23 protein-coding genes and 1 pseudogene are annotated in these 21,636 nt (G+C 38.5%); 10 read left to right on the forward strand and 14 right to left on the reverse strand.

Annotated features, from left to right (window positions below; translation table 11 throughout):
* Positions 1 to 23: 23 nt before the first annotated feature.
* Positions 24 to 1,235 (reverse strand): cell division peptidoglycan polymerase FtsW, encoded by a 1,212-nt coding sequence (gene ftsW, locus HMPREF0847_RS04575; protein WP_008809024.1) that lies wholly within the window; start codon positions 1,233 to 1,235, stop codon positions 24 to 26.
* Positions 1,236 to 1,371: 136 nt separating this feature from the next.
* Here ftsW and HMPREF0847_RS04580 point away from each other — a divergent pair.
* From HMPREF0847_RS04580 to lysS, 6 genes and pseudogenes are all read left to right on the forward strand, one after another.
* A pseudogene (locus tag HMPREF0847_RS04580) lies at positions 1,372 to 1,847 on the forward strand (glutathione peroxidase).
* 104 nt (positions 1,848 to 1,951) lie between these two features.
* Entirely contained in the window at positions 1,952 to 2,761 is an 810-nt protein-coding gene (locus HMPREF0847_RS04585; RefSeq protein WP_008809026.1) for a glycoside hydrolase family 25 protein, read from the forward strand.
* 139 nt (positions 2,762 to 2,900) lie between these two features.
* Positions 2,901 to 3,743 (forward strand): DUF368 domain-containing protein, encoded by an 843-nt coding sequence (locus tag HMPREF0847_RS04590; protein ID WP_008809027.1) that lies wholly within the window; start codon positions 2,901 to 2,903, stop codon positions 3,741 to 3,743.
* Positions 3,743 to 4,219, forward strand: coding sequence for an aminoacyl-tRNA deacylase (locus HMPREF0847_RS04595; RefSeq protein WP_008809028.1), 477 nt, complete (start codon positions 3,743 to 3,745; stop codon positions 4,217 to 4,219). Before HMPREF0847_RS04590 ends, HMPREF0847_RS04595 begins: the two co-directional genes overlap by 1 nt.
* A gap of 29 nt (positions 4,220 to 4,248) precedes the next feature.
* Entirely contained in the window at positions 4,249 to 4,890 is a 642-nt protein-coding gene (locus tag HMPREF0847_RS04600; protein ID WP_008809029.1) for a histidine phosphatase family protein, read from the forward strand.
* Positions 4,891 to 4,981: 91 nt separating this feature from the next.
* On the forward strand, positions 4,982 to 6,472 hold the full coding sequence (gene lysS, locus HMPREF0847_RS04605; protein ID WP_008809030.1) for a lysine--tRNA ligase: 1,491 nt from the start codon (positions 4,982 to 4,984) through the stop codon (positions 6,470 to 6,472).
* Positions 6,473 to 6,560: 88 nt separating this feature from the next.
* On the opposite strand, the gene HMPREF0847_RS04610 is transcribed toward lysS, so the two are convergent.
* Genes HMPREF0847_RS04610 through HMPREF0847_RS04620 form a run of 3 tightly spaced genes read right to left on the reverse strand, consistent with a single transcriptional unit; the run spans position 6,561 to position 9,699 of the window.
* Positions 6,561 to 7,835, reverse strand: a complete 1,275-nt coding sequence (locus HMPREF0847_RS04610) for an ABC transporter permease (RefSeq protein WP_008809031.1) — start codon at positions 7,833 to 7,835, stop codon at positions 6,561 to 6,563.
* Positions 7,836 to 8,531 carry an ABC transporter ATP-binding protein gene (locus HMPREF0847_RS04615; RefSeq protein ID WP_037622341.1) on the reverse strand — a complete coding sequence of 232 codons (696 nt, stop codon included), beginning with the start codon at positions 8,529 to 8,531 and terminating at the stop codon, positions 7,836 to 7,838.
* Positions 8,515 to 9,699, reverse strand: a complete 1,185-nt coding sequence (locus HMPREF0847_RS04620) for an efflux RND transporter periplasmic adaptor subunit (protein ID WP_008809032.1) — start codon at positions 9,697 to 9,699, stop codon at positions 8,515 to 8,517. The genes HMPREF0847_RS04615 and HMPREF0847_RS04620 overlap by 17 nt, the downstream gene beginning before the upstream one ends.
* 202 nt (positions 9,700 to 9,901) lie before the next feature.
* Between HMPREF0847_RS04620 and gorA the strand changes: the two genes are divergently transcribed.
* Positions 9,902 to 11,251, forward strand: coding sequence for a glutathione-disulfide reductase (gene gorA, locus HMPREF0847_RS04625; RefSeq protein ID WP_037622343.1), 1,350 nt, complete (start codon positions 9,902 to 9,904; stop codon positions 11,249 to 11,251).
* A gap of 323 nt (positions 11,252 to 11,574) precedes the next feature.
* On the opposite strand, the gene HMPREF0847_RS04630 is transcribed toward gorA, so the two are convergent.
* Complete coding sequence (locus tag HMPREF0847_RS04630) at positions 11,575 to 12,306, reverse strand: cyclase family protein (RefSeq protein WP_008809034.1); 732 nt, start codon at positions 12,304 to 12,306, stop codon at positions 11,575 to 11,577.
* 17 nt (positions 12,307 to 12,323) lie between these two features.
* Positions 12,324 to 13,466 (reverse strand): 5-methyltetrahydropteroyltriglutamate--homocysteine S-methyltransferase, encoded by a 1,143-nt coding sequence (locus tag HMPREF0847_RS04635; protein WP_008809035.1) that lies wholly within the window; start codon positions 13,464 to 13,466, stop codon positions 12,324 to 12,326.
* Positions 13,467 to 13,899: 433 nt separating this feature from the next.
* On the opposite strand from HMPREF0847_RS04635, the gene HMPREF0847_RS04640 reads away from it, so the two are divergent.
* Positions 13,900 to 14,445, forward strand: coding sequence for a biotin transporter BioY (locus HMPREF0847_RS04640; protein WP_008809036.1), 546 nt, complete (start codon positions 13,900 to 13,902; stop codon positions 14,443 to 14,445).
* A gap of 22 nt (positions 14,446 to 14,467) precedes the next feature.
* On the opposite strand, the gene HMPREF0847_RS04645 is transcribed toward HMPREF0847_RS04640, so the two are convergent.
* Positions 14,468 to 14,680, reverse strand: coding sequence for a YdbC family protein (locus tag HMPREF0847_RS04645; RefSeq protein WP_008809037.1), 213 nt, complete (start codon positions 14,678 to 14,680; stop codon positions 14,468 to 14,470).
* A 139-nt stretch (positions 14,681 to 14,819) separates the two neighbouring features.
* On the opposite strand from HMPREF0847_RS04645, the gene HMPREF0847_RS04650 reads away from it, so the two are divergent.
* A complete protein-coding gene (locus tag HMPREF0847_RS04650) occupies positions 14,820 to 15,158 on the forward strand; it encodes a hypothetical protein (RefSeq protein WP_172601499.1) in 339 nt (112 codons plus the stop codon).
* A 35-nt stretch (positions 15,159 to 15,193) separates the two neighbouring features.
* On the opposite strand, the gene HMPREF0847_RS04655 is transcribed toward HMPREF0847_RS04650, so the two are convergent.
* A complete protein-coding gene (locus HMPREF0847_RS04655; protein ID WP_020992677.1) occupies positions 15,194 to 16,480 on the reverse strand; it encodes a peptidase U32 family protein in 1,287 nt (428 codons plus the stop codon).
* Between the two features lie 198 nt (positions 16,481 to 16,678).
* On the reverse strand, positions 16,679 to 17,608 hold the full coding sequence (locus HMPREF0847_RS04660) for a peptidase U32 family protein (protein WP_008809040.1): 930 nt from the start codon (positions 17,606 to 17,608) through the stop codon (positions 16,679 to 16,681).
* A gap of 195 nt (positions 17,609 to 17,803) precedes the next feature.
* Here HMPREF0847_RS04660 and HMPREF0847_RS04665 point away from each other — a divergent pair, with 195 nt between their 5' ends.
* The gene (locus HMPREF0847_RS04665) at positions 17,804 to 18,091 is read left to right on the forward strand and encodes a DUF3270 family protein (protein ID WP_008809041.1); all 288 of its coding nucleotides are present in this window, start codon (positions 17,804 to 17,806) and stop codon (positions 18,089 to 18,091) included.
* A gap of 43 nt (positions 18,092 to 18,134) precedes the next feature.
* Here HMPREF0847_RS04665 and HMPREF0847_RS04670 read toward each other — a convergent pair whose 3' ends face one another.
* The 5 genes from HMPREF0847_RS04670 to hprK all read right to left on the reverse strand — a co-directional run bounded on the left by HMPREF0847_RS04670 (position 18,135) and on the right by hprK (position 21,603).
* On the reverse strand, positions 18,135 to 18,935 hold the full coding sequence (locus tag HMPREF0847_RS04670) for a C39 family peptidase (RefSeq protein WP_008809042.1): 801 nt from the start codon (positions 18,933 to 18,935) through the stop codon (positions 18,135 to 18,137).
* 89 nt (positions 18,936 to 19,024) lie between these two features.
* Complete coding sequence (locus HMPREF0847_RS04675) at positions 19,025 to 19,468, reverse strand: YtxH domain-containing protein (protein ID WP_008809043.1); 444 nt, start codon at positions 19,466 to 19,468, stop codon at positions 19,025 to 19,027.
* Between the two features lie 21 nt (positions 19,469 to 19,489).
* Positions 19,490 to 19,873: a DUF948 domain-containing protein gene (locus HMPREF0847_RS04680; RefSeq protein ID WP_008809044.1), complete on the reverse strand. Its 384-nt coding sequence runs from the start codon at positions 19,871 to 19,873 to the stop codon at positions 19,490 to 19,492.
* Positions 19,866 to 20,675, reverse strand: a complete 810-nt coding sequence (gene lgt / locus HMPREF0847_RS04685; protein ID WP_008809045.1) for a prolipoprotein diacylglyceryl transferase — start codon at positions 20,673 to 20,675, stop codon at positions 19,866 to 19,868. The genes HMPREF0847_RS04680 and lgt overlap by 8 nt, the downstream gene beginning before the upstream one ends.
* Positions 20,668 to 21,603, reverse strand: a complete 936-nt coding sequence (gene hprK, locus HMPREF0847_RS04690; RefSeq protein WP_008809046.1) for an HPr(Ser) kinase/phosphatase — start codon at positions 21,601 to 21,603, stop codon at positions 20,668 to 20,670. The genes lgt and hprK overlap by 8 nt, the downstream gene beginning before the upstream one ends.
* Positions 21,604 to 21,636: the final 33 nt, after the last annotated feature.

The following is a 21,636-nucleotide window of genomic DNA, read 5'->3' on the forward strand; positions in this document are numbered from 1 at the left end:
GACTAGCTAACAACCAGCCGGTCTCACAAAGTTTCTTCTAAAACACGATTGATATTGTTTCGTTTTTCGTTGGCATCAATATTGAGTACAAAGGCAATTCCAACTGACAGAACTAAGAGACTATTCCCACCTTGTGATAGGAATGGAAAAGTCACCCCTGTTGAAGGAATCAATCCTGAGATCCCTCCAATGTTTATAAAGGTTTGGGTCAGCATCATGCCTCCAATTCCCAAAGCCACCATTGAATTAAAAGGGTCTCTAGCTCGAATACCTACCAGAATGATTCGCAAGATTAGGAAAAACAGTAGGGCTAAAATTAAGCTAGCACCAATAAAGCCCAATTCCTCGATAACAATTGAAAAAACAAAATCTGTCTGCGCTTCGGGTAAATAGCCTCGTTTTTCAATTGAATTTCCAAGTCCTAATCCAAACCAGCCTCCGTTTACAATCGCATAATATGAATTCGCAAGTTGATGCCCTGCTCCTGACACATCTGTAAAGGGATTAAAGAAGGCACTAAACCTCTTGGCAACATATCCAAACAAAGGAACCTTGGAGACTTTTTCTACACCAAGCAGCCAAATACTGGATAGGATCAAGGTCGAAGTTCCTACCAGTATTCCTAGCATGGCTGAGAACCATCGATGTCCAATACCACTTACAGAAACCATTATTAGGACAGTCAAAGCTAAAATAGTAGCATTCCCCAAGTCCGGCATGATAACAACGATACCTATCAAAATTCCTGTGATAGTACGCCAATCACTTAACGTTCTGGGTAACCACCGGTTAAAAGTTAAAGCTTGATAATCATATATTTCAATCTCTTCCTGCTTTCTTGAAAACCTCAGTGCTAAGAACCAGACCAGCAGAATTTTCAGATACTCGGCAGGCTGAATACTAACCCCGCCAATAAAAAGCCAACCATGTGCTCCGTTTACTGCACGAGTTATAAAACGCGATAAGAGTAACAGGATCACTTCCACTAAAATGAAACCGAACAAAACCTCTTGTTTCTTAAAAATATCGATCTTTACCTTATATATAAAAACAATTGCTATTAAACTCAGAATCCAAAATATGCCTTGGCTTATAACTGATTTAAAAGAATTAGCACCTGACTGAACCAAGGTCGCACTGGTTGTTGAATAGACAATAATCAAGCCTAAAACTGATAAAATCAAATAGGGAATTAAGATAGAGTAGTTTAATAGGTGTCGTTTGTCAATCTTCATACTTCACCTAAATTTTCTAAAATTTCATTGTACATTATATCATTTTTCAAAACGAAAAAAAAGCCATATCCTTTTCGCAATGTAGCAAAATCTTATGATAAAATGTAAGAAAACAACTGATTGGAGGTCTAAAACTATGAATGTTTACCAATTTTCTGTCGAAAAACAAGATGGCAGCCAGCTTTCACTGGACAGTTTTAATGGGAAAGTCTTACTCATTGTAAATACAGCAACTGGCTGCGGATTTACTCCACAGTATAAAGGACTGCAGGAATTATATCTTCGCTATCATGGTGAAGGATTTGAAATATTAGATTTTCCCTGCAATCAGTTTAAAAATCAAGCTCCAGGAAGTGCAGAAGAAATCAACAATTTCTGTAACCTAAACTATCAGACCAGCTTTCCCCGTTTTCAAAAGATTAACGTAAATGGAAAAAAGCTGACCCACTATATACATGGCTTAAAGAGGCAAAGGGGGGATTTCTATCTAAAGATATTAAGTGGAACTTCACCAAATTTCTTTTAGATAAAGAAGGCCATGTGATGAAACGCTACTCTCCTCAAACATCTCCTCAAAATATTGAAAAAGATATTCAAGAACTTTTAAAATGAATAAATTTCTAATAAGCTAAAACTTGAACAGTAGGTGTTCAGAAGTTCTATTATAAATGATTTTTTTTGCTTTTTTATTTATTTTAGGTTAAAATAAAAAAAGTATGAGAAAGAAGATAAAACCAATTGTTGTACTCGCTTTCTTTGTCTGCTTTATTCTAACAATATTGGTTAGTAGGCAACTATCGAATGCGAAAGGTCAACGAGAACAAACAAAAACTGTCCAATCATCTTCTTCAAGCTCTTCGGAAAAAATAGATCTTACTAAACCAATCATCGATTTGTCTGGTTGGCAGCTTCCGAGCGAGATTGATTATGATCAATTGGCTAAAAATGTTTCAGGAGTCATTGTGCGTATCCAGAGCGGTTCCTATACTAAAAAAGAGAATGCTGCTACTTATGCTAACGGGCTGGATAAAGCATACAAAACCCATATCAAGGAATTTCAAAAACGCAACATCCCTGTAGCAGTCTATGCTTATGTATCTGCTTCTTCGACTAAAGAAATGGAAAACGAGGCAGAAAGTTTTTACAAGGCCGCATCAAAATACAAGCCGACCTACTACTGGCTAGATGTTGAAGAAAAAACCATGTCTGATATGAATGGAGGTGTCGAAGCCTTCCGTGCTAAATTAGAGTCTTTAGGCGTGAAAAATATTGGGATTTATGTAGGCACTTACTTCATGGAAGAACACAGCATAAATACTGAGAAATTCACAGCTCTTTGGATTCCAACTTATGGAACCGATAATGGTTATTATAATGCTGCTCCTAAGACTGACATTGATTATGATTTGCACCAATATACTTCCCAAGGAACTTTAAATGGTTTCTCTCATCCTTTAGACTTAAACCAGATTTCTACTTTAAAGAACCGAGAGGAAACTCATGCCAAATTATTTGGGAAACAATAATTAAAATCAAGTATTTTACTTGATTTTTTCTTTTCACTTTAAGCAAGTTCTGCTCATTTTAGGACTTTACTTAAATTTTCACTAACTAAAAGTAAAATATGTTATAATAAACTACATTGAACATGTTAAGGAGAATTTGATGTTTTCTTGGATTACAAGAATGATTAAAGGATTGATTATCGCACTTGGTTTTATCTTGCCTGGTGTTTCTGGCGGAGTTTTAGCCGCCATTTTGGGAATATATGAGCGTATGATATCTTTTCTAGCTCATATCAAAGATAACTTTAAGGAGAATGTCCTCTTTTTCCTTCCGGTTGGTATAGGTATGATTCTTGGAATTGCTCTCTTTTCTCTTCCAGTTGAATATTTACTAGCCCACTATAAGATTATCGTTCTTTGGGGATTTGCAGGCGCTATTATCGGGACGATTCCTAGTCTAGTCAAGGAGTCTGTTCGCGAGTCAGACCGTGATCGAATTGATATAGCTATTTTCTGGCTGACTTTTGTCCTGTCTGGTTTTTTCCTCTATTTTCTCAATAGTATGGTTGGGACTCTTCCAGCAAATTTCTTGACCTTTATGCTAGCGGGAGCCTTGATTGCTCTAGGGATTTTAGTTCCTGGACTTAGTCCTTCTAATCTACTTTTGATTTTAGGTTTATACACTCCAATGCTGACTGGTTTCAAGTCCTTAGATCTTTTTGGAACATTTTTACCAATTGCTATCGGAGGTGCTTTAGCTCTCATAGCTTTTTCAAAAACAATGGACTATGCACTCAAAAATTTTCATTCGCGAGTCTATCATTTCATTATTGGTATTGTGCTTTCTAGCACCTTGCTTATTGTCATTCCAAATGCTGGTAATAGTGAAAGCATTACTTATGCAGGAACGTCTATTATCACCTTTGTCATAACAGCCTTCTTCTTTGGTTTAGGTATTTGGCTAGGAATTTGGATGAGTCAGTTAGAAGAGAAGTATAAATAATGGCAAAAAAAACAAAATTAAAAAAAACACTGGTCGAACAGATCTTGACCAAGGCTAATATTCCCCACCAAGGATTGCAAATTAATGCCCTCGAAAATGAAACTGGAGACATCGACGACCGATCTCAGATCTATAAAACCTTAGCATTGTCAGGGGATAAAACCGGACCTGTTATTGGTATTCTCCCCATTACTGAGCATTTATCTGAGAAAAAATTAGCCAAAATTTCTGGAAATAAAAAGGTTGCTATGATTCCTCAAAAGGATCTCGAAAAAACAACTGGCTATGTTCATGGTGCCAACAATCCAGTTGGTATCCGCCAAAAGCACTCCTTCCCTATCTTCATCGACCAGGTTTCTCTAGAACGAGAAGCTATTATCGTATCCGCTGGAGAAGTTGGACGTAGCGTTCTAATCAAGGCCCAGGACTTGGCGGATTTTGTCAAAGCAGAATTTGCTGACATAAAAGAAGATTAGAGCAGGCACTTCATTTGAAAGAGAAAACTATGAAACTATACTTTATCCGTCATGGAAAGACTGAGTGGAATTTGGAAGGTCGCTTTCAGGGTGCTGGAGGTGATTCACCGCTCTTACCTACTGCTATTGAAGAATTACATATTCTAGGGAAGCACCTTGCTAAGACTCGCTTTGATAAGATATTCTCTAGTGATTTATCCAGAGCCGTCAGGACAGCTCAAATCATTAATTCAGAAAATCATTTTCCGCAAGAAATTATATTAAAAGAAGAATTACGAGAATGGAATTTAGGTAAATTAGAGGGAGCCAAATGGGAAACTATTGCTGCCATATATCCCCACCAAATGCATGCCTTTCGGCACAATCTTGCTCAGTTTGACCATAGTTTATTTGATGCAGAATCAGTTTACCAAACGACCCATCGAGTTATCCATTTTATCAAGTCTCTAAAAGATTTAGAGGCAGAGAATCTCTTATTTGTTGGACATGGAGCTAATCTTACGGCTTCAATTCGAACTCTTCTTGGCTATGAAGTTGGTAGCATACGAAAAAATGGTGGTCTCAGTAATGGAAGTGTCACTATCCTCGAAACAACTGATTTTGAGAAGTTTTCTCTACTAGACTGGAACAATACTGACCATCTTGAAAATCTTGATACTGTGAATCTTTAAATTCGCAGTTTTTTCTTTCTTAAAAGCTAAATATAGGTGAATTTCCATAGATTTTGTGATAAAATAAATTGGAATACTTTTGGAGGAAAACATGACTACTGAACATTTTGAAGAATTAAATGACCAGCAAATTATTCGCCGTGAAAAAATGGCTGCGCTGGCTGAGCAAGGAATTGATCCTTTCGGGAAACGTTTTGAGCGCACTGCAAACTCTGGACAATTAAAAGAAAAATACGCAGATAAAAGTAAAGAAGAGTTGCACGACTTAGCTGATACAGCTACTATTGCTGGACGTCTCATGACTAAACGTGGTAAAGGAAAAGTTGGATTTGCTCACATCCAAGACCGTGAGGGCCAAATTCAAATTTACGTCCGCAAAGATGAAGTCGGTGAAGAAAACTATGAAATCTTTAAAAAAGCTGACTTAGGAGACTTCCTTGGAGTTGAAGGTGAAGTGATGCGTACTGATATGGGAGAATTATCTATCAAAGCTACCCATATTACCCACCTTTCTAAAGCACTTCGTCCCCTTCCTGAAAAATTCCATGGACTGACAGATGTGGAGACTATTTATCGCAAACGCTATTTGGATTTGATTTCTAACCGTGAGAGCTTCAATCGATTTGTTACTCGCTCAAAAATCATTTCTGAAATTCGCCGTTACCTTGATGGGCAAGGCTTCCTTGAAGTCGAAACTCCTGTTCTCCACAATGAAGCAGGTGGTGCTGCTGCCCGTCCTTTCATTACTCATCACAATGCCCAAAATATTGATATGGTGCTTCGAATTGCGACTGAACTGCACCTTAAGCGCCTTATTGTAGGTGGTATGGAACGAGTCTATGAAATCGGCCGCATCTTCCGTAACGAAGGAATGGATGCCACTCATAATCCAGAGTTTACATCTATTGAAGTTTACCAAGCTTATGCAGATTTCCAAGATATTATGGACTTGACCGAAGGCATTATTCAACACGCTGCTATCTCTGTATGCGGAGATGGACCTATCAACTATCAGGGAACTGAAATCAAGATTAATGAACCATTTAAACGCGTTCATATGGTAGATGCCATCAAGGAAATTACTGGCGTGGATTTCTGGCAAGATATGAGCTTTGAAGAAGCTACTGCCTTGGCTAAGGAAAAGAAAGTTCCCCTTGAAAAACACTTCACAGAAGTCGGCCATATTATTAATGCTTTCTTTGAAGAATTTGTGGAAGAAACCTTAACTCAACCAACCTTTGTTTATGGTCATCCTGTTGCAGTATCTCCTCTAGCCAAGAAAAATCCAGAAGATCCACGCTTCACTGACCGTTTCGAACTCTTCATCATGACCAAAGAATATGCCAACGCCTTCACCGAATTGAACGATCCAATTGATCAACTTTCTCGTTTTGAAGCCCAAGCTAAAGCTAAAGAGCTTGGTGATGATGAAGCAACTGGCATTGACTACGACTATGTCGAAGCTTTAGAATATGGTATGCCACCAACTGGAGGTCTGGGTATTGGGATCGACCGTCTGGTTATGTTATTAACAGATGTGACTACCATTCGCGATGTCCTTCTCTTCCCGACAATGAAATAATTTTCACATTCAGACACTGCTAGACTTCAGCAGTGTTTTTTATAAACAAAAAAAGAGTTTAGGTTCCTAAACTCTTTTCCTAATTTCATTATTCGTACCTCAGTGCTTCAATTGGATCCAACTTGGAAGCTTTATTCGCAGGTAGAATTCCAAAAACAACACCAACCATTGCTGAGAAGACAAGACTTCCTACTGCAGCTGTAGTAGACACAATCGGAGGTCCACCAAAGACATCTTCTGGTACGACCGCAGCAATTAACGCGTTAATACCATAAGCCAGTCCTAAGCCCAACATTCCTCCAATTAGGGTAAGAACCATGGATTCAATCAAGAATTGGGTTAAGATGTTTCCTCTTGTAGCTCCTAAAGCTTTTCTCAGACCGATTTCACGAGTCCGCTCGGTAACTGACACCAGCATGATATTCATAACCCCGATACCACCGACAAAGAGTGAGATTCCTGCTATCGCACCAATAACTCCTGTCATGGTACCTGTAATCTGCTTGTACTGTTCCAGCATGCTCTCCATATTCAAGATTTGATATTCACCCTGGCGAGCTCCTGAAATCTGGGTCAATTTTTTAGCTGCTTCTATCCCAACTTCGTTGACACGGCTGACTTCTGGCACATAGACATAAACAGTCGATATTTCTTCTGAATGAAACTCAGATGCTACTTGGGTATTCGCCATTAGAGCACTTCCTGAACTCATACTCATACTTTGACCAGCATTGGGATCTTTAAAGACTCCAATAACCCGATAGTTGCTATCTCCAACTGATACGATTTTGTTTAAGGCTTCTGCGCTACTTCCAAAAAGTGAGGTTGCAACTGTTTCATCAATCATCATCACATTAGAAAAGCGCTGGTAATCCACAGGAAGGAGGGTACGACCTGCCAAGATCTCGTATTTTCTAATTTGAAAGAAAGATTGGCTAACTCCAGTAATAAATACTCCATCCGCTTTCTTATTTTGATAAGAGAATGTTGCAGATGGACCTCCATTGGTTGTATAGTAACCTTTCACTCCATCAATTTTTAAGAGCTCTTTAGCCCAAGCATCTTGAATAACTGGTGGAGCTTCGTTTTCTTCGTTATCAACTTCTTGGCTGCCTCCCTCATTTCCTGCAGGACCTTCCATAAGATTCATCCCCATAACATAATTACTCTTTGTTGGTGAATAATTCAGAGCGACATATTGTTGATCCTTCGTGAAACTTTTGGTAACTCCCTGTTGCATCCCATTTCCTAAGGCCATGATAACTACAACAGAAGCGACCCCAATGATAATTCCAATCATTGTTAGAAAGGAGCGCATTTTGTGGCCCATAATAGATCCAATAGCAAATCTCCAGTTTTGCATCTATGCTTCTCCTTTCTGCGCTGAATCAGAGTAAATTACGCCATCTCGAATGACAATTTGTCGTTTAGCATAGGCTGCAATTTCTGGTTCATGGGTAACCATAATGATGGTTTTGCCTTCTTTATTTAATTCAGTCAGCAATTCCATAATCTGTTCACCTGTTTTTGTATCCAAGGCCCCTGTTGGCTCATCTGCCAAAATAATAGAGGGACGATTTACTAGGGCACGAGCGATCGCAACACGCTGCTTTTGCCCACCTGATAATTCTGATGGTAAGTGATGCATCCGAGTTCCTAACTCAACTTTTTCCAAGTATTGTTCTGCCAAAGCCTTACGTTTAGACTGAGAAACTCCTGCATAAATTAAGGGTAATTCAACATTTTGAAGAGCATTTAACTTGGACAAGAGGAAAAACTGCTGAAAGACAAATCCAATTGCCTGATTACGAACTTTGGCTGATTTCTTTTCACCCAAACGAGCCACTTCCTTCCCATCTAAATGATAGGTTCCACTAGAAGGACGATCCAACATACCAATAATATTCATCAAAGTTGATTTACCAGATCCAGATGGCCCCATAATGGCTAAAAACTCACCTTCCTCAACTTGAAGATTAATGTTTTTTAAAACCTGCAGTTCTTGATCTCCATTGCGATAGCTCTTATTGATGCCACTTAAATCAATTAATTTCTTCATAGGATTTTACCTCCTGCCCATCTTTTAAATCAGCAGTTGGATTTATAATCACTTTATCATCTTTTGCTAAGCCAGATGTTACTTCTTGATTTTCAGCATCAGCATTGCCAAGTGTGACTTCAACTTTTTTAGCTATACCCTTATCATCTAGTTTCCAAATGTAATTTTTCCCATCTTCATCAGTAACAACACTACTTACCGGAATAAGAATAGCCTTGCTATTATTCTTCACTTCGATATTTACAGAGAATCCTTGTTTTAAATCACCTATTTCGCTAGTGAAATCAATGGTAAAGGGATATTTAGCACCTGATCCTCCACCTGATCCTCCAGCAGCTGACGCACTTGAGCTTGCTTGCTGAGCATCTTTTGGATAGTTAGAGATATAGCTAATTTTACCAGTCCAAGTCTTATCGGGATAAACTTTTGAAGTAATGCTGACTTCTTGATCAACTGACAGATTAGCTAAATTGTACTCTGACAACTCACCCTTAACTTGGAGATTACCATTATTAACAATATGGACCAATGTTTGATTAGATCCTGTTGTTGATTTTGAAACATCACGATTAACTTCAACTACTGTTCCTTCAACAGTACTTAATACAGTTGTAGCATCAAGTAAAAGTTTGGAACTATTGACTTTATCCGCAGCATCAGCTCGGTTGTCTTGCAAATCTTTTAATTGAGAATCCAAGGATTGTTGTGTATTAACTGCTGGTGCAGTGCTTTCGCCAGATTCTTCTCCTTCTGCTGTTGGGCTTGGGGTAGGAGCTGTCCCATTATTTTGAAGTTCGTAAATTTGACGGTCAATTTTATTGAGAGCTCGAACAGCGGAATCATAGTTAGATTGTGCCTCAGTGTTTCGATATTGGACCAAAGCTTGTCCGACTGTAACTTGATCACCCACATTAACAAGGACGCCTTCTAGATCCCCCTTTGTCGAATCATAATAAATATACTGCTCATTATTAGCAGATACTTGTCCTGACAAAAGTACAGAAGATGCTACTGATCCTTCTTTGGCCTTTTGAACCAGAGGTTTCGAATCTAAAGCCTCTTGATTGCCATTTTTCTGATTCAAAAATAGCATAGCAAGAACAACTACTACAATGGCAAGAGGAACAGCAATCAGAGCAGTCAACTGCCACTTTTTCAATTTTTTCATTGGAATCTCCTTTAAAAATGAAATCTAATTAATTTTTTTCATTATAACATACATTATAACCTGAAACTATTGTTTTGAACTTAGCAATTTTCAAATGACATTTTATCTTTCTCAAATGTCAATTTTTCTCGTAGCAGATTTTTGCATTCATTTCTTAAAAAGGGTACAATTACCTCATATTGAAAGAAGGAGAATAAACATTATGAAAGAATTTGATATGATTGCTATCGGAGGTGGTAGCGGAGGTATCGCTACCATGAATCGAGCTGGTGAACATGGGGCCAAGGTCGCTGTCATTGAGGAAAAGAAGTTAGGTGGCACCTGTGTCAATGTTGGCTGTGTCCCTAAAAAGATCATGTGGTATGGTGCTCAAATTGCTGAGGCCATCCAATACTACGGTCCTGACTATGGTTTTACTTCAGACAAACAAGCGTTTGACTTTGCCACTTTGCGTAAAAATCGCGAAGCCTATATTGATCGTGCTCGATCTTCTTACGATGGAAGTTTTAAGCGCAATGGAGTTGAATTGATTGAAGGACGCGGTCGCTTTGTTGATGCTAACACTGTCGAGGTTAACGGTGAGCTAATCCGTGCTAAACACATTGTCATTGCAACAGGTGCTCATGCTGCTATCCCTTCTATTCCTGGCTCTGAATTAGGTGAAACATCTGATGATGTCTTCGCTTGGGAAGAATTACCCGAATCTGTGGCCATCGTTGGAGCTGGCTATATCGCAGTTGAATTGGCAGGAGTCCTCCACACTCTGGGAGTCAAAACAGACCTCTTTGTCCGACGTGATCGTCCCTTGCGGAACTTTGATTCATATATCGTAGATGGTTTACTTGAAGAAATGGATAAGACAGGTCTTGCCCTACACACTCACAAAGTACCTACAAAACTTGAGAAACTAGATGACAATCAACTGCGACTTCACTTTGAAGATGGCAGTAGCCACATAGCACAGCATGTCATCTGGGCCATCGGCCGAAAACCTAATGTTCAAGACCTCAATCTAGAAGCTGCTGGTGTCACTCTCAACGAACGAGGTTTCATCGCTGTAGATGAATACCAAAACACTGTAGTTTCAGGTATCTATGCCCTAGGTGACGTAACAGGCGAGAAAGAACTAACTCCTGTTGCCATCAAGGCTGGTCGTACATTAGCCGAGCGGCTTTTCAACGCTAAAACAGACGCAAAGATGGACTATTCAACTATTCCTACTGTCGTCTTCTCCCACCCCGCTATTGGAACTGTTGGGCTAACCGAGGAAGAAGCCAAAAAAACTTATGGAGCTGATAATATTCACCTCTATACATCTAGCTTTGCTTCCATGTATTCGGCAGTAACTCAGCATCGCCAACAGGCTAAGTTCAAGCTCATCACAGCTGGTGAGAATGAAAAGGTTGTTGGTCTGCATGGTATCGGATATGGGGTAGACGAGATGATTCAAGGCTTCGCTGTCGCTATCAAAATGGGGGCAACCAAGGCTGATTTTGATGCCACAGTGGCTATTCACCCAACGGGATCAGAAGAGTTCGTTACTATGAGATAAGAAGAGAAAAGGTTTGTTTTACAAGCCTTTTTTGACTTGTGTCCTTATTTTATTATAAAGTATATAAGTATTCCATAGTCTAATCTTTCATTTTTCTTTTGAATCTTACATTTTTGTAAGATTCTATATGGATTCTTCAAAAATTTTTACCTTCCCATGCATCATTTTTAGTTTCTAAAAGAGAGATTTGACACGTATTAACTTGTTAATCCTACAATCTTTATTTTACAGTCTCTTTATCAAGATTTCATCAAGAAAATCTCAAAAATTTCTAAAGTTTTGTAAAAAAGGGAGCCTGAAGTAAAACTTCAGGCTCTTTTTTCTTATGGTAAAATGGCTAAAGTTCGTACTGGCGAACCACTAGCTTGATGCCAGTTAGGGAAACTGATAGAAATTAGAGCTCCCTTAGCAGGTAATTGGTCCAAGTTAGACAATACCTCTACTTGGTAAATATCCTCAGCCAAAAGATAATATTCATTAACCAAGCCATGCTCAGCCGTAGGAAGACCTGCATCAGTATCAAACGTTTCGTGACCTACCGCAGTCACACTGCGCTCATGAATCAGAAATTCCAAAGCATCTCTTCCCCAGCCAGGTGTATGCTGGATTCCTTGATCATCTAAATTTCTCATGGCGTCTTGACTAGGCCAACGCTTGGACCAGTCAGACCTAAAAGCCACGAAACTTCCTTCTGGAATCTTCCCATGCTCAGCTTCAAAGTCCAAAATATCTTGTTTGGTCAAAATGAAGTCAGGATTCTCCTCTACTTCTTTTGATTTATCAATGACAAACAAAGGAAGAAGGAGATCTTTTAAGTCTATTTCTTCCAACCAACGGCCACCTTCTACAAAATGAATAGGAGCATCAATATGAGTACCATACTGACCAACTACAGAAAACTGCTGTACATGGAAACCATCTTTTAGAGTAAAAATATCTTTCTTCTCCAAAGCTGGCAAAGCCGGAAAATGCGGACTATCTTCCTTGATTTGATGAGAAAGATTAACCCATTTTTTATTTTTTAATTCTTGGTATATTTCAAGCAAATCTGCCATATGTTTTTCCTCCGATTCTATTCTCCCCAGACTTCTTTTACAATATCTGAAATCAAAGCAATTTTTTCCCATTGACTCTCTTCTGTCAGGATGTTTCCTTCTTCCGTAGAAGCGAAGCCACATTGGGTTGAAAGGTAAAGATTTTCTAGCGGTACATACTGACTAGCTTCCTTAATCCGAGCAATAACTTCTTCTTTGTTTTCTAAATCACCACTTTTTGAAGTCAAAAGTCCCAAGACTACTTTTTTTCCTGGTGTTACTTTAGTCAAGGGTTCGAAACCACCGGCTCGCTCAGTATCAAATTCAAGGAAATAAGCATTCACCTTTTCTTTTTCAAATAATTCATCTGCAATCGGACCGTAGCCACCCGAAGAAGCCCAGGTAGAATGGTAATTACCACGGCAGACATGGGTATTAACAGTCAAACCAGAAGGAACATTTTGATAAAGATCATTGTTGAAGTTTAAGAAGAGCTCTGCTAATTCAGCACGAACTTGGTCTTTGCTCTTTCCTTGAAGAGCACCCCAGGCTGTCAAAAAATTATCATCTACCAAGACACCCCAAGTACAATCATCCACTTGTAGCGTTCTGAGGCCAGCGTCATATAAATCTTGAACAACTTGTAAATAAGCTTGTTTTATATCTTCCCTTAATTGGTTGAAGTCAGGATAAACTTGATTGAGCTTCTCCACATGCTCAGCATCTCGTATTAATTCAAAATAAAATTGGGCAGGGGCCGGAATGGTATACTTTGCTTCAACTCCATCTTGATCAGCCACTAAATCTCTTAGAAACTTATAATGTTCTACAAAAGGATGGTGAAAGCCGGTAATCTTACCAGCAATGAGGGCCGAATCCGCCTTGGTGGTCTCCCCATGAAAATGATAGCCTTCAGTGGCTTGGATATGCTCAATTCCTTGAAACCCCCAGAAGAAGTCCAAATGCCAATAAGCCCGACGAAATTCTCCGTCTGTTACATTCTTCAATCCAGCTTTAATTTCTTTAGAAACTAAAGCTCGAATAGCTTGGTCTTCCACTGCAGTCAACTCTTCTTGGCCAATAGTCCCCTCAGCAAAGGCTTCCCTTGCTTCTACCAATTCCTTAGGACGAAGGAAAGAGCCAACGTGATCAACTCGAAATGGTCCATGATTAACTGTCATCTCAACTCTCCTTTTCTACTATAAAAAATGTTATAAAAATCAAATGGAAATTTGGTTATGGTTCATTATATCAACACGACCACCTTATCTCAAGTTTTTAAAGGGTTTTGAGCTAATCTTATTTTATTGATTATTATATAGTTTATAACTATATCCGTTCTTCCAATTCCTACTTTTCTTTTAGATATTAATTTGCTATGATATGAAAAACACGTATATATGAGGAGGATTTGATGAGTAAAACAAATAAAATTCTTGCAACATTCGGTATTGTCTTCTTTAACGTCTTTGGTTTAATAGCATTTATTTTCTTATATTTCAGGAGTAAAGGGAAAAAATAATACGAAATAGTCAGAGCCGATAAAAAATACTTGACTTTTGGCACTATAGACTTTAAAATAGTTACCATAAATTACAAAAGAGGTTTACTGTTATGAATCGAAATAAAGTTTTCTTACTTGTGCTCCCAGCCATTGGGGCTGCTATTTTAGCTGTCCTGTCCCAATTTACTATTTCCATTGGCCCCATTCCCATCACGCTGCAGACTTTTGTTATCGGTTTGATTGCGACGATTTTCAAACCTCGCGAAGCGGTTTTGTCTGTCTTTATTTATCTACTACTAGGAGCTATTGGCCTACCGGTCTTTGCTGGAGGAAGCGGAGGTTTTCAGTCTCTATTTGGCCCAAGCGCTGGCTATCTCTGGTTCTTTTTACCCTTTGCCCTTGTGACATCCAGTCTAACCCATAAGGACAGTCCTTTCTATATGATTTTTATTGCTAATGTATTGGGTGCCGCTCTCGTCTTTGTCGGTGGTATCTTAGGACTACAGTTCTTTGGAGGGCTTGATTTCTCTAAGTCGGTCGAGGTTGGCCTAACTCCTTTCATCCTGCCTGGATTGATAAAAATTGTTGCCATCACCATTATCAGCATCCCTATTTTTAAGAGTCTGAAATTTCATCCCTACTTTTCAGAGAAATAGAAAAAACTGATAGACTTTTCTATCAGTTTTTAAATGCATCAAGAAGAACCTGAAATTCCTCATTAGAAAGAGTGATTCCCTTGCCCATTTTACTGTGATCCGGACTCCAAGTTCGAATATCATATTTAGCTGGCGCTCCATTGAAGCTAACTCGGTTAAGCTCTTTGGTCCAACCTTTATCGTTTTCTGATAAGACTAGAAGTTTTTCTTCAATCTCAAATGTAAATTCTGACATAGTACCTCCTTGGTGAATTCAAAAGTAGATGAGCTAAAACAGCCTCTGCTGTTTAACAGTTATCCATCTTTCATTTAATTCATTCGTAAAAATTTAGAATTTTACGAGAAAATGTTATATAATGATATTGTATCAAGTTATGGAGATTTTAGCCATGAAAAAATTTCTAAGAATGCTGACTGAGAAAGCTAATGAGTTTATAAACGATAAAAAAACCGAACAGAACAGCGAGAATAATACTGCTATCTTATCCGCGATTGAGCTAGCCTTAAAGAAAAAATCCGGAATTCATGTTATTTTTCAAAATAAAAGCTTTACTGGCGATATTGTTAAGTATGACCAAGAACGCCAGCAGTTGATTGTTAAGAATTTCAATAAGAGCATGTCAACTATTATTCGGATTCCAGATATTCAACGTGTGCGTCTGGTTCCTCAGACAGTTCGAGTAGCACAGAAAGCTAATCCAAAGAAAAAATAAATCCCAGTTTTTACAAACTGGGATTTATTTTATATCTAGGCGCGGACAGTAACGCTGGTGCCATCTTCCTTATACAGATTGATAAGGCCTTCTTTTCTGCTACGCACCATATCACCTGGGCAAACAGGTGTCGGCATAGAAATTGTTAAGAGTTCCATAGGATTTGGCGCTCGATCAATTTTATTGCCCTGCGCATCATGCAAATCTGTAATGACTGTCTCAAAATGACGGAAGCCAGGACCGTAGAATTCAACCTGATCTCCTTCATGAATAACATTTCTCTGACGAATAGTCGCGATCTGTTTTTCAGCATCATAGTCTACAACTTCAGCCACAAACTTGTATTCAGGAATTTTTCGACGAGCTCCGAACAGCTGTTCGTTTTCTGTCGGAGTACTGTAGTAGAATCCTGTTGCTAATTCGCGTTGAGCAACTTTCCACATTTCATCAATCAAGTCCTGTTTAATCGCTTCAAATTTCTCAGGACTTTCCAAATAGGCATCGACAGCTGCCTTGTAACAGTTCGATACTGTGGATACATAGTGTATAGACTTCATTCGACCTTCGATTTTCAGACTGTCCACACCATTTTCAATCATATCAGGTATGTGATCAATCATGGACATATCTACCGCAGACATAGAAAATTCTTCTGGGATTTCACCCTTCAAGCTCTTTCTTTCTTGGCCAAAAGGCATATCGTAAAGGTCGTATTTCCAACGACAAGACTGCGAGCAACCACCACGGTTAGCATCACGCATACTCATGTGGTTAGAAAGTGTACAGCGTCCTGAGTAGGAAATACACATTGCTCCGTGGACGAAGGCTTCAATCTCAACATCCGTTCTTTTACGGATCTCAGCCAATTCTTCCATAGATACTTCGCGTGCTAAAACAACACGCGTCAAGCCTAGTTCTTTCCAAAATTCCAAAGTCTCATAGTTAGTCGCACTAGCTTGGGTAGACAAATGGATTTCTAATCCAGGCGCTTCTGATGCCGCAATAGCAATCAAAGCAGGGTCTGATACAATTACTGCAGCAATCCCAATATCACGGAGTTTACGGAAGAATTCTCCAGCACCAATTTCATTACCTTCGTGCATCACCATATTAGCCGCAACATAAACCTTTGCGCCATATTTTGCTGCAAACTGAACTCCTTCTTCCATTTGTTCATAAGTAAAGTTCCCAGCTCGGCTACGAAGTCCGTAAGCCTGACCACCAATAAATACTGCATCTGCTCCATAACGAACAGCTACTTTTAACTTCTCTAAAGTACCAGCAGGTGCCAAGACCTCTGGTCGTTTCAATGTTTTTGTCATCATTTCTCCTATTTGCAAGATAAGATCGATAATCCCTAATTTTTAATCCTTTCTATTTTATAGCAAAAAACTTGGAAAATCAAGATGTGGCAAATGTTTTCACAATTCTAATATTTCCTGAATTCAAAAAATTGTGATTTTACATCTTTTCAATAGAAAAAAAGCAAGAAAATTTCTTGCTTTCTTAGATAGCTATAATTATTTGACCATATCTGGATCATATTCATAAAAACCGGTATCCAAGAAACGATTTTTAGGATGAAAACGGTGAACAGCTTCATCCAAAAGAAAGGCCTGATCATGGGTGAATTTACCAGCCAAAATTAAATCTCGAGCTTGAATGAACAACTTAGCGATTTCTACAAAATTATGACCTGGAGTATAGATTCCTTCTAATTTCCAATGAGTAAATCCATGATCCGCTAACTCTGTCAATTTTGTCATCAAATCTAAGTCGTTATTTGCAAATATATGAGTTCCGTGATTGTCTTCAAAAATGGAATAATGACTGCTTGGGTCACCTGGCTCAGCCAAGAACAAATCACGCTCCCTCGTCTTCTCATCATCAATATGGGTGAAATTGTAATAATTTTGAAGCAGAGGGCGCTTGGAGTGATGAATGACACTAGCCCCATAGACCAAGACCTCTGCAGGAATCTCTAAAATATCCTGCATGGCAAAAAGTTCAGCTGAGGGAACTTCTCTAGCTAAAACTGCTTCTGATGCGCCAGCTTTTTGTCCCCAAAAATTAATCTGTCGACTGCTGGTAACCATGGTCGAAGCATCATAAATTGTCTTAAAGGGATACTGATCGCGGTTAACAACGTAAAACACACCCGCATCCCCAACAGTAATATAATCCGTCTGGATTTCTGCTAGAAAATCAAGAAATGGCTTGATCTTGTCCATCATTTCCTGGTGCATGAGAGCATTGACTGCTATGACTATTTCTTTTCCCGCCTCATGAACTAAATTAGCAATCTCTCGTAATTCGTCATAAGAAAAAGTGTGGGGAAGACGAAGGCCATAGTTTTTCTCGCCAACATAAATCCGATCAACTCCTGCTTCCAGCAGTTCCTTCACTTGCTCAATACTTTCAGCTGTCGCTGTAATAATTATCTTTTCCATAAAGTTAATTATAACACACTTTTAGAAATGAACCAGTTTTCTTTTCAAATTCTTTCTTTTACTTCTATTTTTTCTTAAATTTTCGATACTTTATTTTTATATTGAAAACTATTTTTATTCTTTCTGTAACAAAAATGTAATAATTACCCCAATAAATCATGATACAATGATATAGTACTAGTAGGAGAGAGAAAAATGACACTTAGAGATTATAAAAATTATCAAGAGGATTATATCTATCAGGAAGTTCCTGAAGAACAATTACCTTTATACCAAGAATATATTCCAGAATCAGATATTGAACCTAAAATAAAAGAGTTGCTTTTCTTCTTTAATATTGCTGCGTTTTGTATTTTAATAGCAATTTTTAGTTTTCTGTTTCTGTCTTTCAAACTGAATACTTTCTTTGCTCTGGCATTAGCTATGACTTTAAGCTTTGCAACAGTGCAAACCTATCGTTTTATTTCAAAAAAGAAATTTTAATCAAACAAGAGACCTACTTCTGACTTGAAGCAGGTCTTTTTTCTTACCATGCATAATTCGGCTCTTGGCAAGTCAACATAGCTGTCAAAAGCTCTTGAGGGGTCACTTTCTTTAACCCTCCATAAACCAGATCTTGAACAGTATAAGATGGATCAATATAATAAACTCCAATAATATCAGAAGCATCTGAGTTTAATTCATATCCAATTCCGATAACATTGTGCTCCCCACTACGTCCAGGATACATCTTTGAATTATCAAACGTATAATATAGAGGATAGCCAGCATCAATATTCTTCTTGAGTCGCTCTTTAAAGAGGCGCATATCAATTGAATTAGATGAGCTAGATCTCACAGTTTCCAAGCGATAGCCCGCCTGTCCATCAGTTGGTTCTGGATAACCAAATAAATGCTGATTAAGTACCTGAATAGCATTGGCATTATGGGTCCCAAAATGAGCATCTGTACCCATTTCCTCAGCTAATTGTTCTTGCGATATATCTATCCCTCGACTGGCTAACATCATGCTGACAGTCGTTGGAGCACAAGTATTCCATGCTCTTTGCACCTGCATGGGTACTTCCAGCCTATGTCTCAACTGAAGTGCGCCTTCTTCTGTTTCCTGAACTTGTGGCATCTCCTGCGATCCTGAAGCACTACTCGAAGACGAACCATTGTCTGAAGAAGTTTCTTTTGAACTGTAAAAAGTAGATGAATTACTTGACGACTTCTTACTAGAAACAGAGCTAGAAGAATCTAATGGTTTTGCTACTTTTCCTTGGTTACCACAGGCAGTAAAAAACAATATAGCCAAAATAAGGCTTAAAAGTTTGATGCATTTCATCAGACCACCTCCCCAGTTTTATCATATTCTTTTAGAGACCTGGAGTCAAGTTGTTCTACAAAATAAAAAAGCTGGATTAACCAGCTCTTTTAGTCTTCTTTTAGGTCTATAACAATTTCTTCAGAATGATCTTTTTCATCTGTCAAAGCATGTGCTTTTTCTTTGATAGAAGATACCAAATCATTTTTAGTCAGATGCTCTTCTTGAATCTTTTCTTTGAGAGCTTGGAATTTATCTTGTGAGTAGTCTAACATCTCTTTTGTAGTTTCCTTTACAGATGTCAAAATAGACTCTTTTGTAATCTCACCATTATTGACCTTGTCTCTTACTTGTGTAACAGTATCTACTGTTTGATTTTTCAAGTCAGTTGTACAATGGCAAACTTGCTCTTTTACTTCTTCTGGATTCTCTTGCACTTCTTTGATAAAATTGCTGACTCTAGCTCTTACTTCTTTGCCTTTTTCACTGCTTAAGAAGATAGCTGCTGCAGCCCCAGATGCTGCTCCTAATACAATCGATGAAAATTTACCCATAACGGACCTTCTTTCTTGTAATTATCTATTGAAAAATTTTGATAATAGACGCCAAGCTGTTAAACCTGCACCCGCCTTGACTGAATTTTTACCAGCCGTTGCTGCTTTTTTACTCAGATTACGAGCTGAATCATTTAAATCTGAAACAGATAGTGACAGATCTGCAACAGCTGTAAAGAGGGGTTCTATGGTCTCCATTTTACCGTTAATATCATCAGTCAAAACATTGACTTTAGCTAGTAATTCATTGGTTTGATATAGTGTGACATTAACATCCGCTGTAAGAACTTTAATCGTCTTCTCTGTCTCATCCACAACATTGCTAATTTTTCTAACCAAGAAGATGGAGTAAACAATCAAAGCAATCAAAGCGACTGCGACTAAACTATATGAAATTTCAAGCATTTTTCTTCTCCATTTCTAAAGATGTGTAATAATACGGTGTATCTTTTTTTCTATGTTGATAAACAACCAAGGCGACACCAAGAATAATTAAGAGAGCAGACAACCACTGAGAAACCCGGAGTCCCATAAAGTAGAGACTGTCTGTCCGCATTCCTTCAATAATCATCCGACCACAACCATACCAGATAAGGTAGAAAGCTGTAATGTCTCCTTGCTTGAGAAAATTGGGTTTTCTGCGTAAAAAGAGAATAAGAATGAAGCCTAGCAAGTTCCAAGAAGATTCATAAAGGAAAGTAGGTTGCCGATAAGCTCCATCAATATACATTTGATTTCTAATAAACCCTGGCAAGTAGTCTAAACTCTTGACCACAGCACCGTAAGCTTCCTGGTTGATAAAATTTCCCCAGCGTCCAATACTCTGAGCAATCATAACACCTGGAGCCGCGATATCTAGGAAATCTAAAGTATTAATAAATTTTCTCCTAGTAAAGAAATAAAGAACTAGAGCACCAGTAATCAGCCCTCCATAGATAGCTAAACCACCATGCCAAGTAATGAAAATCTCAATAAATGGCTGTTTTGAATAATAAGACCATTCAAAGGCCACATAGTATAGTCGTGCACCCACGATAGCAAGCGGAAAAGCAATCAAGATGAAATCAATAATGTCATCAGGTTTAATCTTTTTACGAGGGGCTTCTTTTCTAGCCAAGTAAACAGCTAATATTAAGCCTGAAAGTATGCAGATTGCATACCAGCGAATAGCAAATGGTCCGATTTGAAAGGCAATTGGATTAATCATTCTTCACCTCATTCTGGCTGATCAGATTGGTCAAACGCTCTTCAAAAAGTTTTGTAGCATCAAAGCCCATTTCTTTTGCTCTATAATTCATGGCCGCAGCTTCAATAACAACGGAGATGTTACGACCAGTTTTAACTGGAATGCGGACCCTTGGAATTCGAACACCAGCAATTTCTAATTCATCTGAACCATTACCTAGGCGGTCAAAGGTCTTATTGACGTCGTAATTTTCCAAATATACTGCAATTTGAACCTGCGATGAATCTTTAACTGCACTAGCACCATAGAGACTCATCACATCAATAATTCCAACACCTCGAATTTCAAGCAAATGACGCAAAATTTCAGCCGGTTCACCCCAGAGAGTCATCTCATCCTTAGCAAAGATATCAACACGGTCGTCTGCAACCAAACGGTGACCTCTTTTGACTAACTCAAGTCCCGTCTCACTTTTACCGATACCACTGTCACCCTGAATGAGAACTCCCATGCCATAGATATCCATTAAGACACCGTGAATGCTTGTCCTTTCAGCCAAACGAGAATCTAGATAGCTGGATATTTCTCCTGATAAACGGCTGGTTGATGTATGGCTACGTAAAATAACAATCTGCTTTTCTTCAGCAGCCTGCATCATTTCATCTGGAATTTCCAAATTTCTAGCAATGATCACAACTGGTGTCGTCGGTTGAAACATTTTCAGAAGGACTTGATGGCGGTTATGACTCGTCATCTTCATCAAATAAGACCATTCTTTCATCCCAATCAGCTGAATGCGCTCTGGTGTATAGTAGTCAAAATATCCCGTCATTTCAAGCCCAGGCCGTGAAATATCGGATGTCGTAATTTCTTTTTCCAGTAGTTCTTCGCTACCGTAAATCAATTGTAATCTTACTTTTTGCAAGAGGTCCTTGACCTTAACAGACATAAGTTTCCCCCTTTGGAATCTTTCTTTTTCTAT

This window comes from Streptococcus sp. 2_1_36FAA (assembly GCF_000161955.2).
In the GTDB taxonomy this organism is placed as follows: Bacteria; Bacillota; Bacilli; order Lactobacillales; family Streptococcaceae; genus Streptococcus; species Streptococcus gordonii.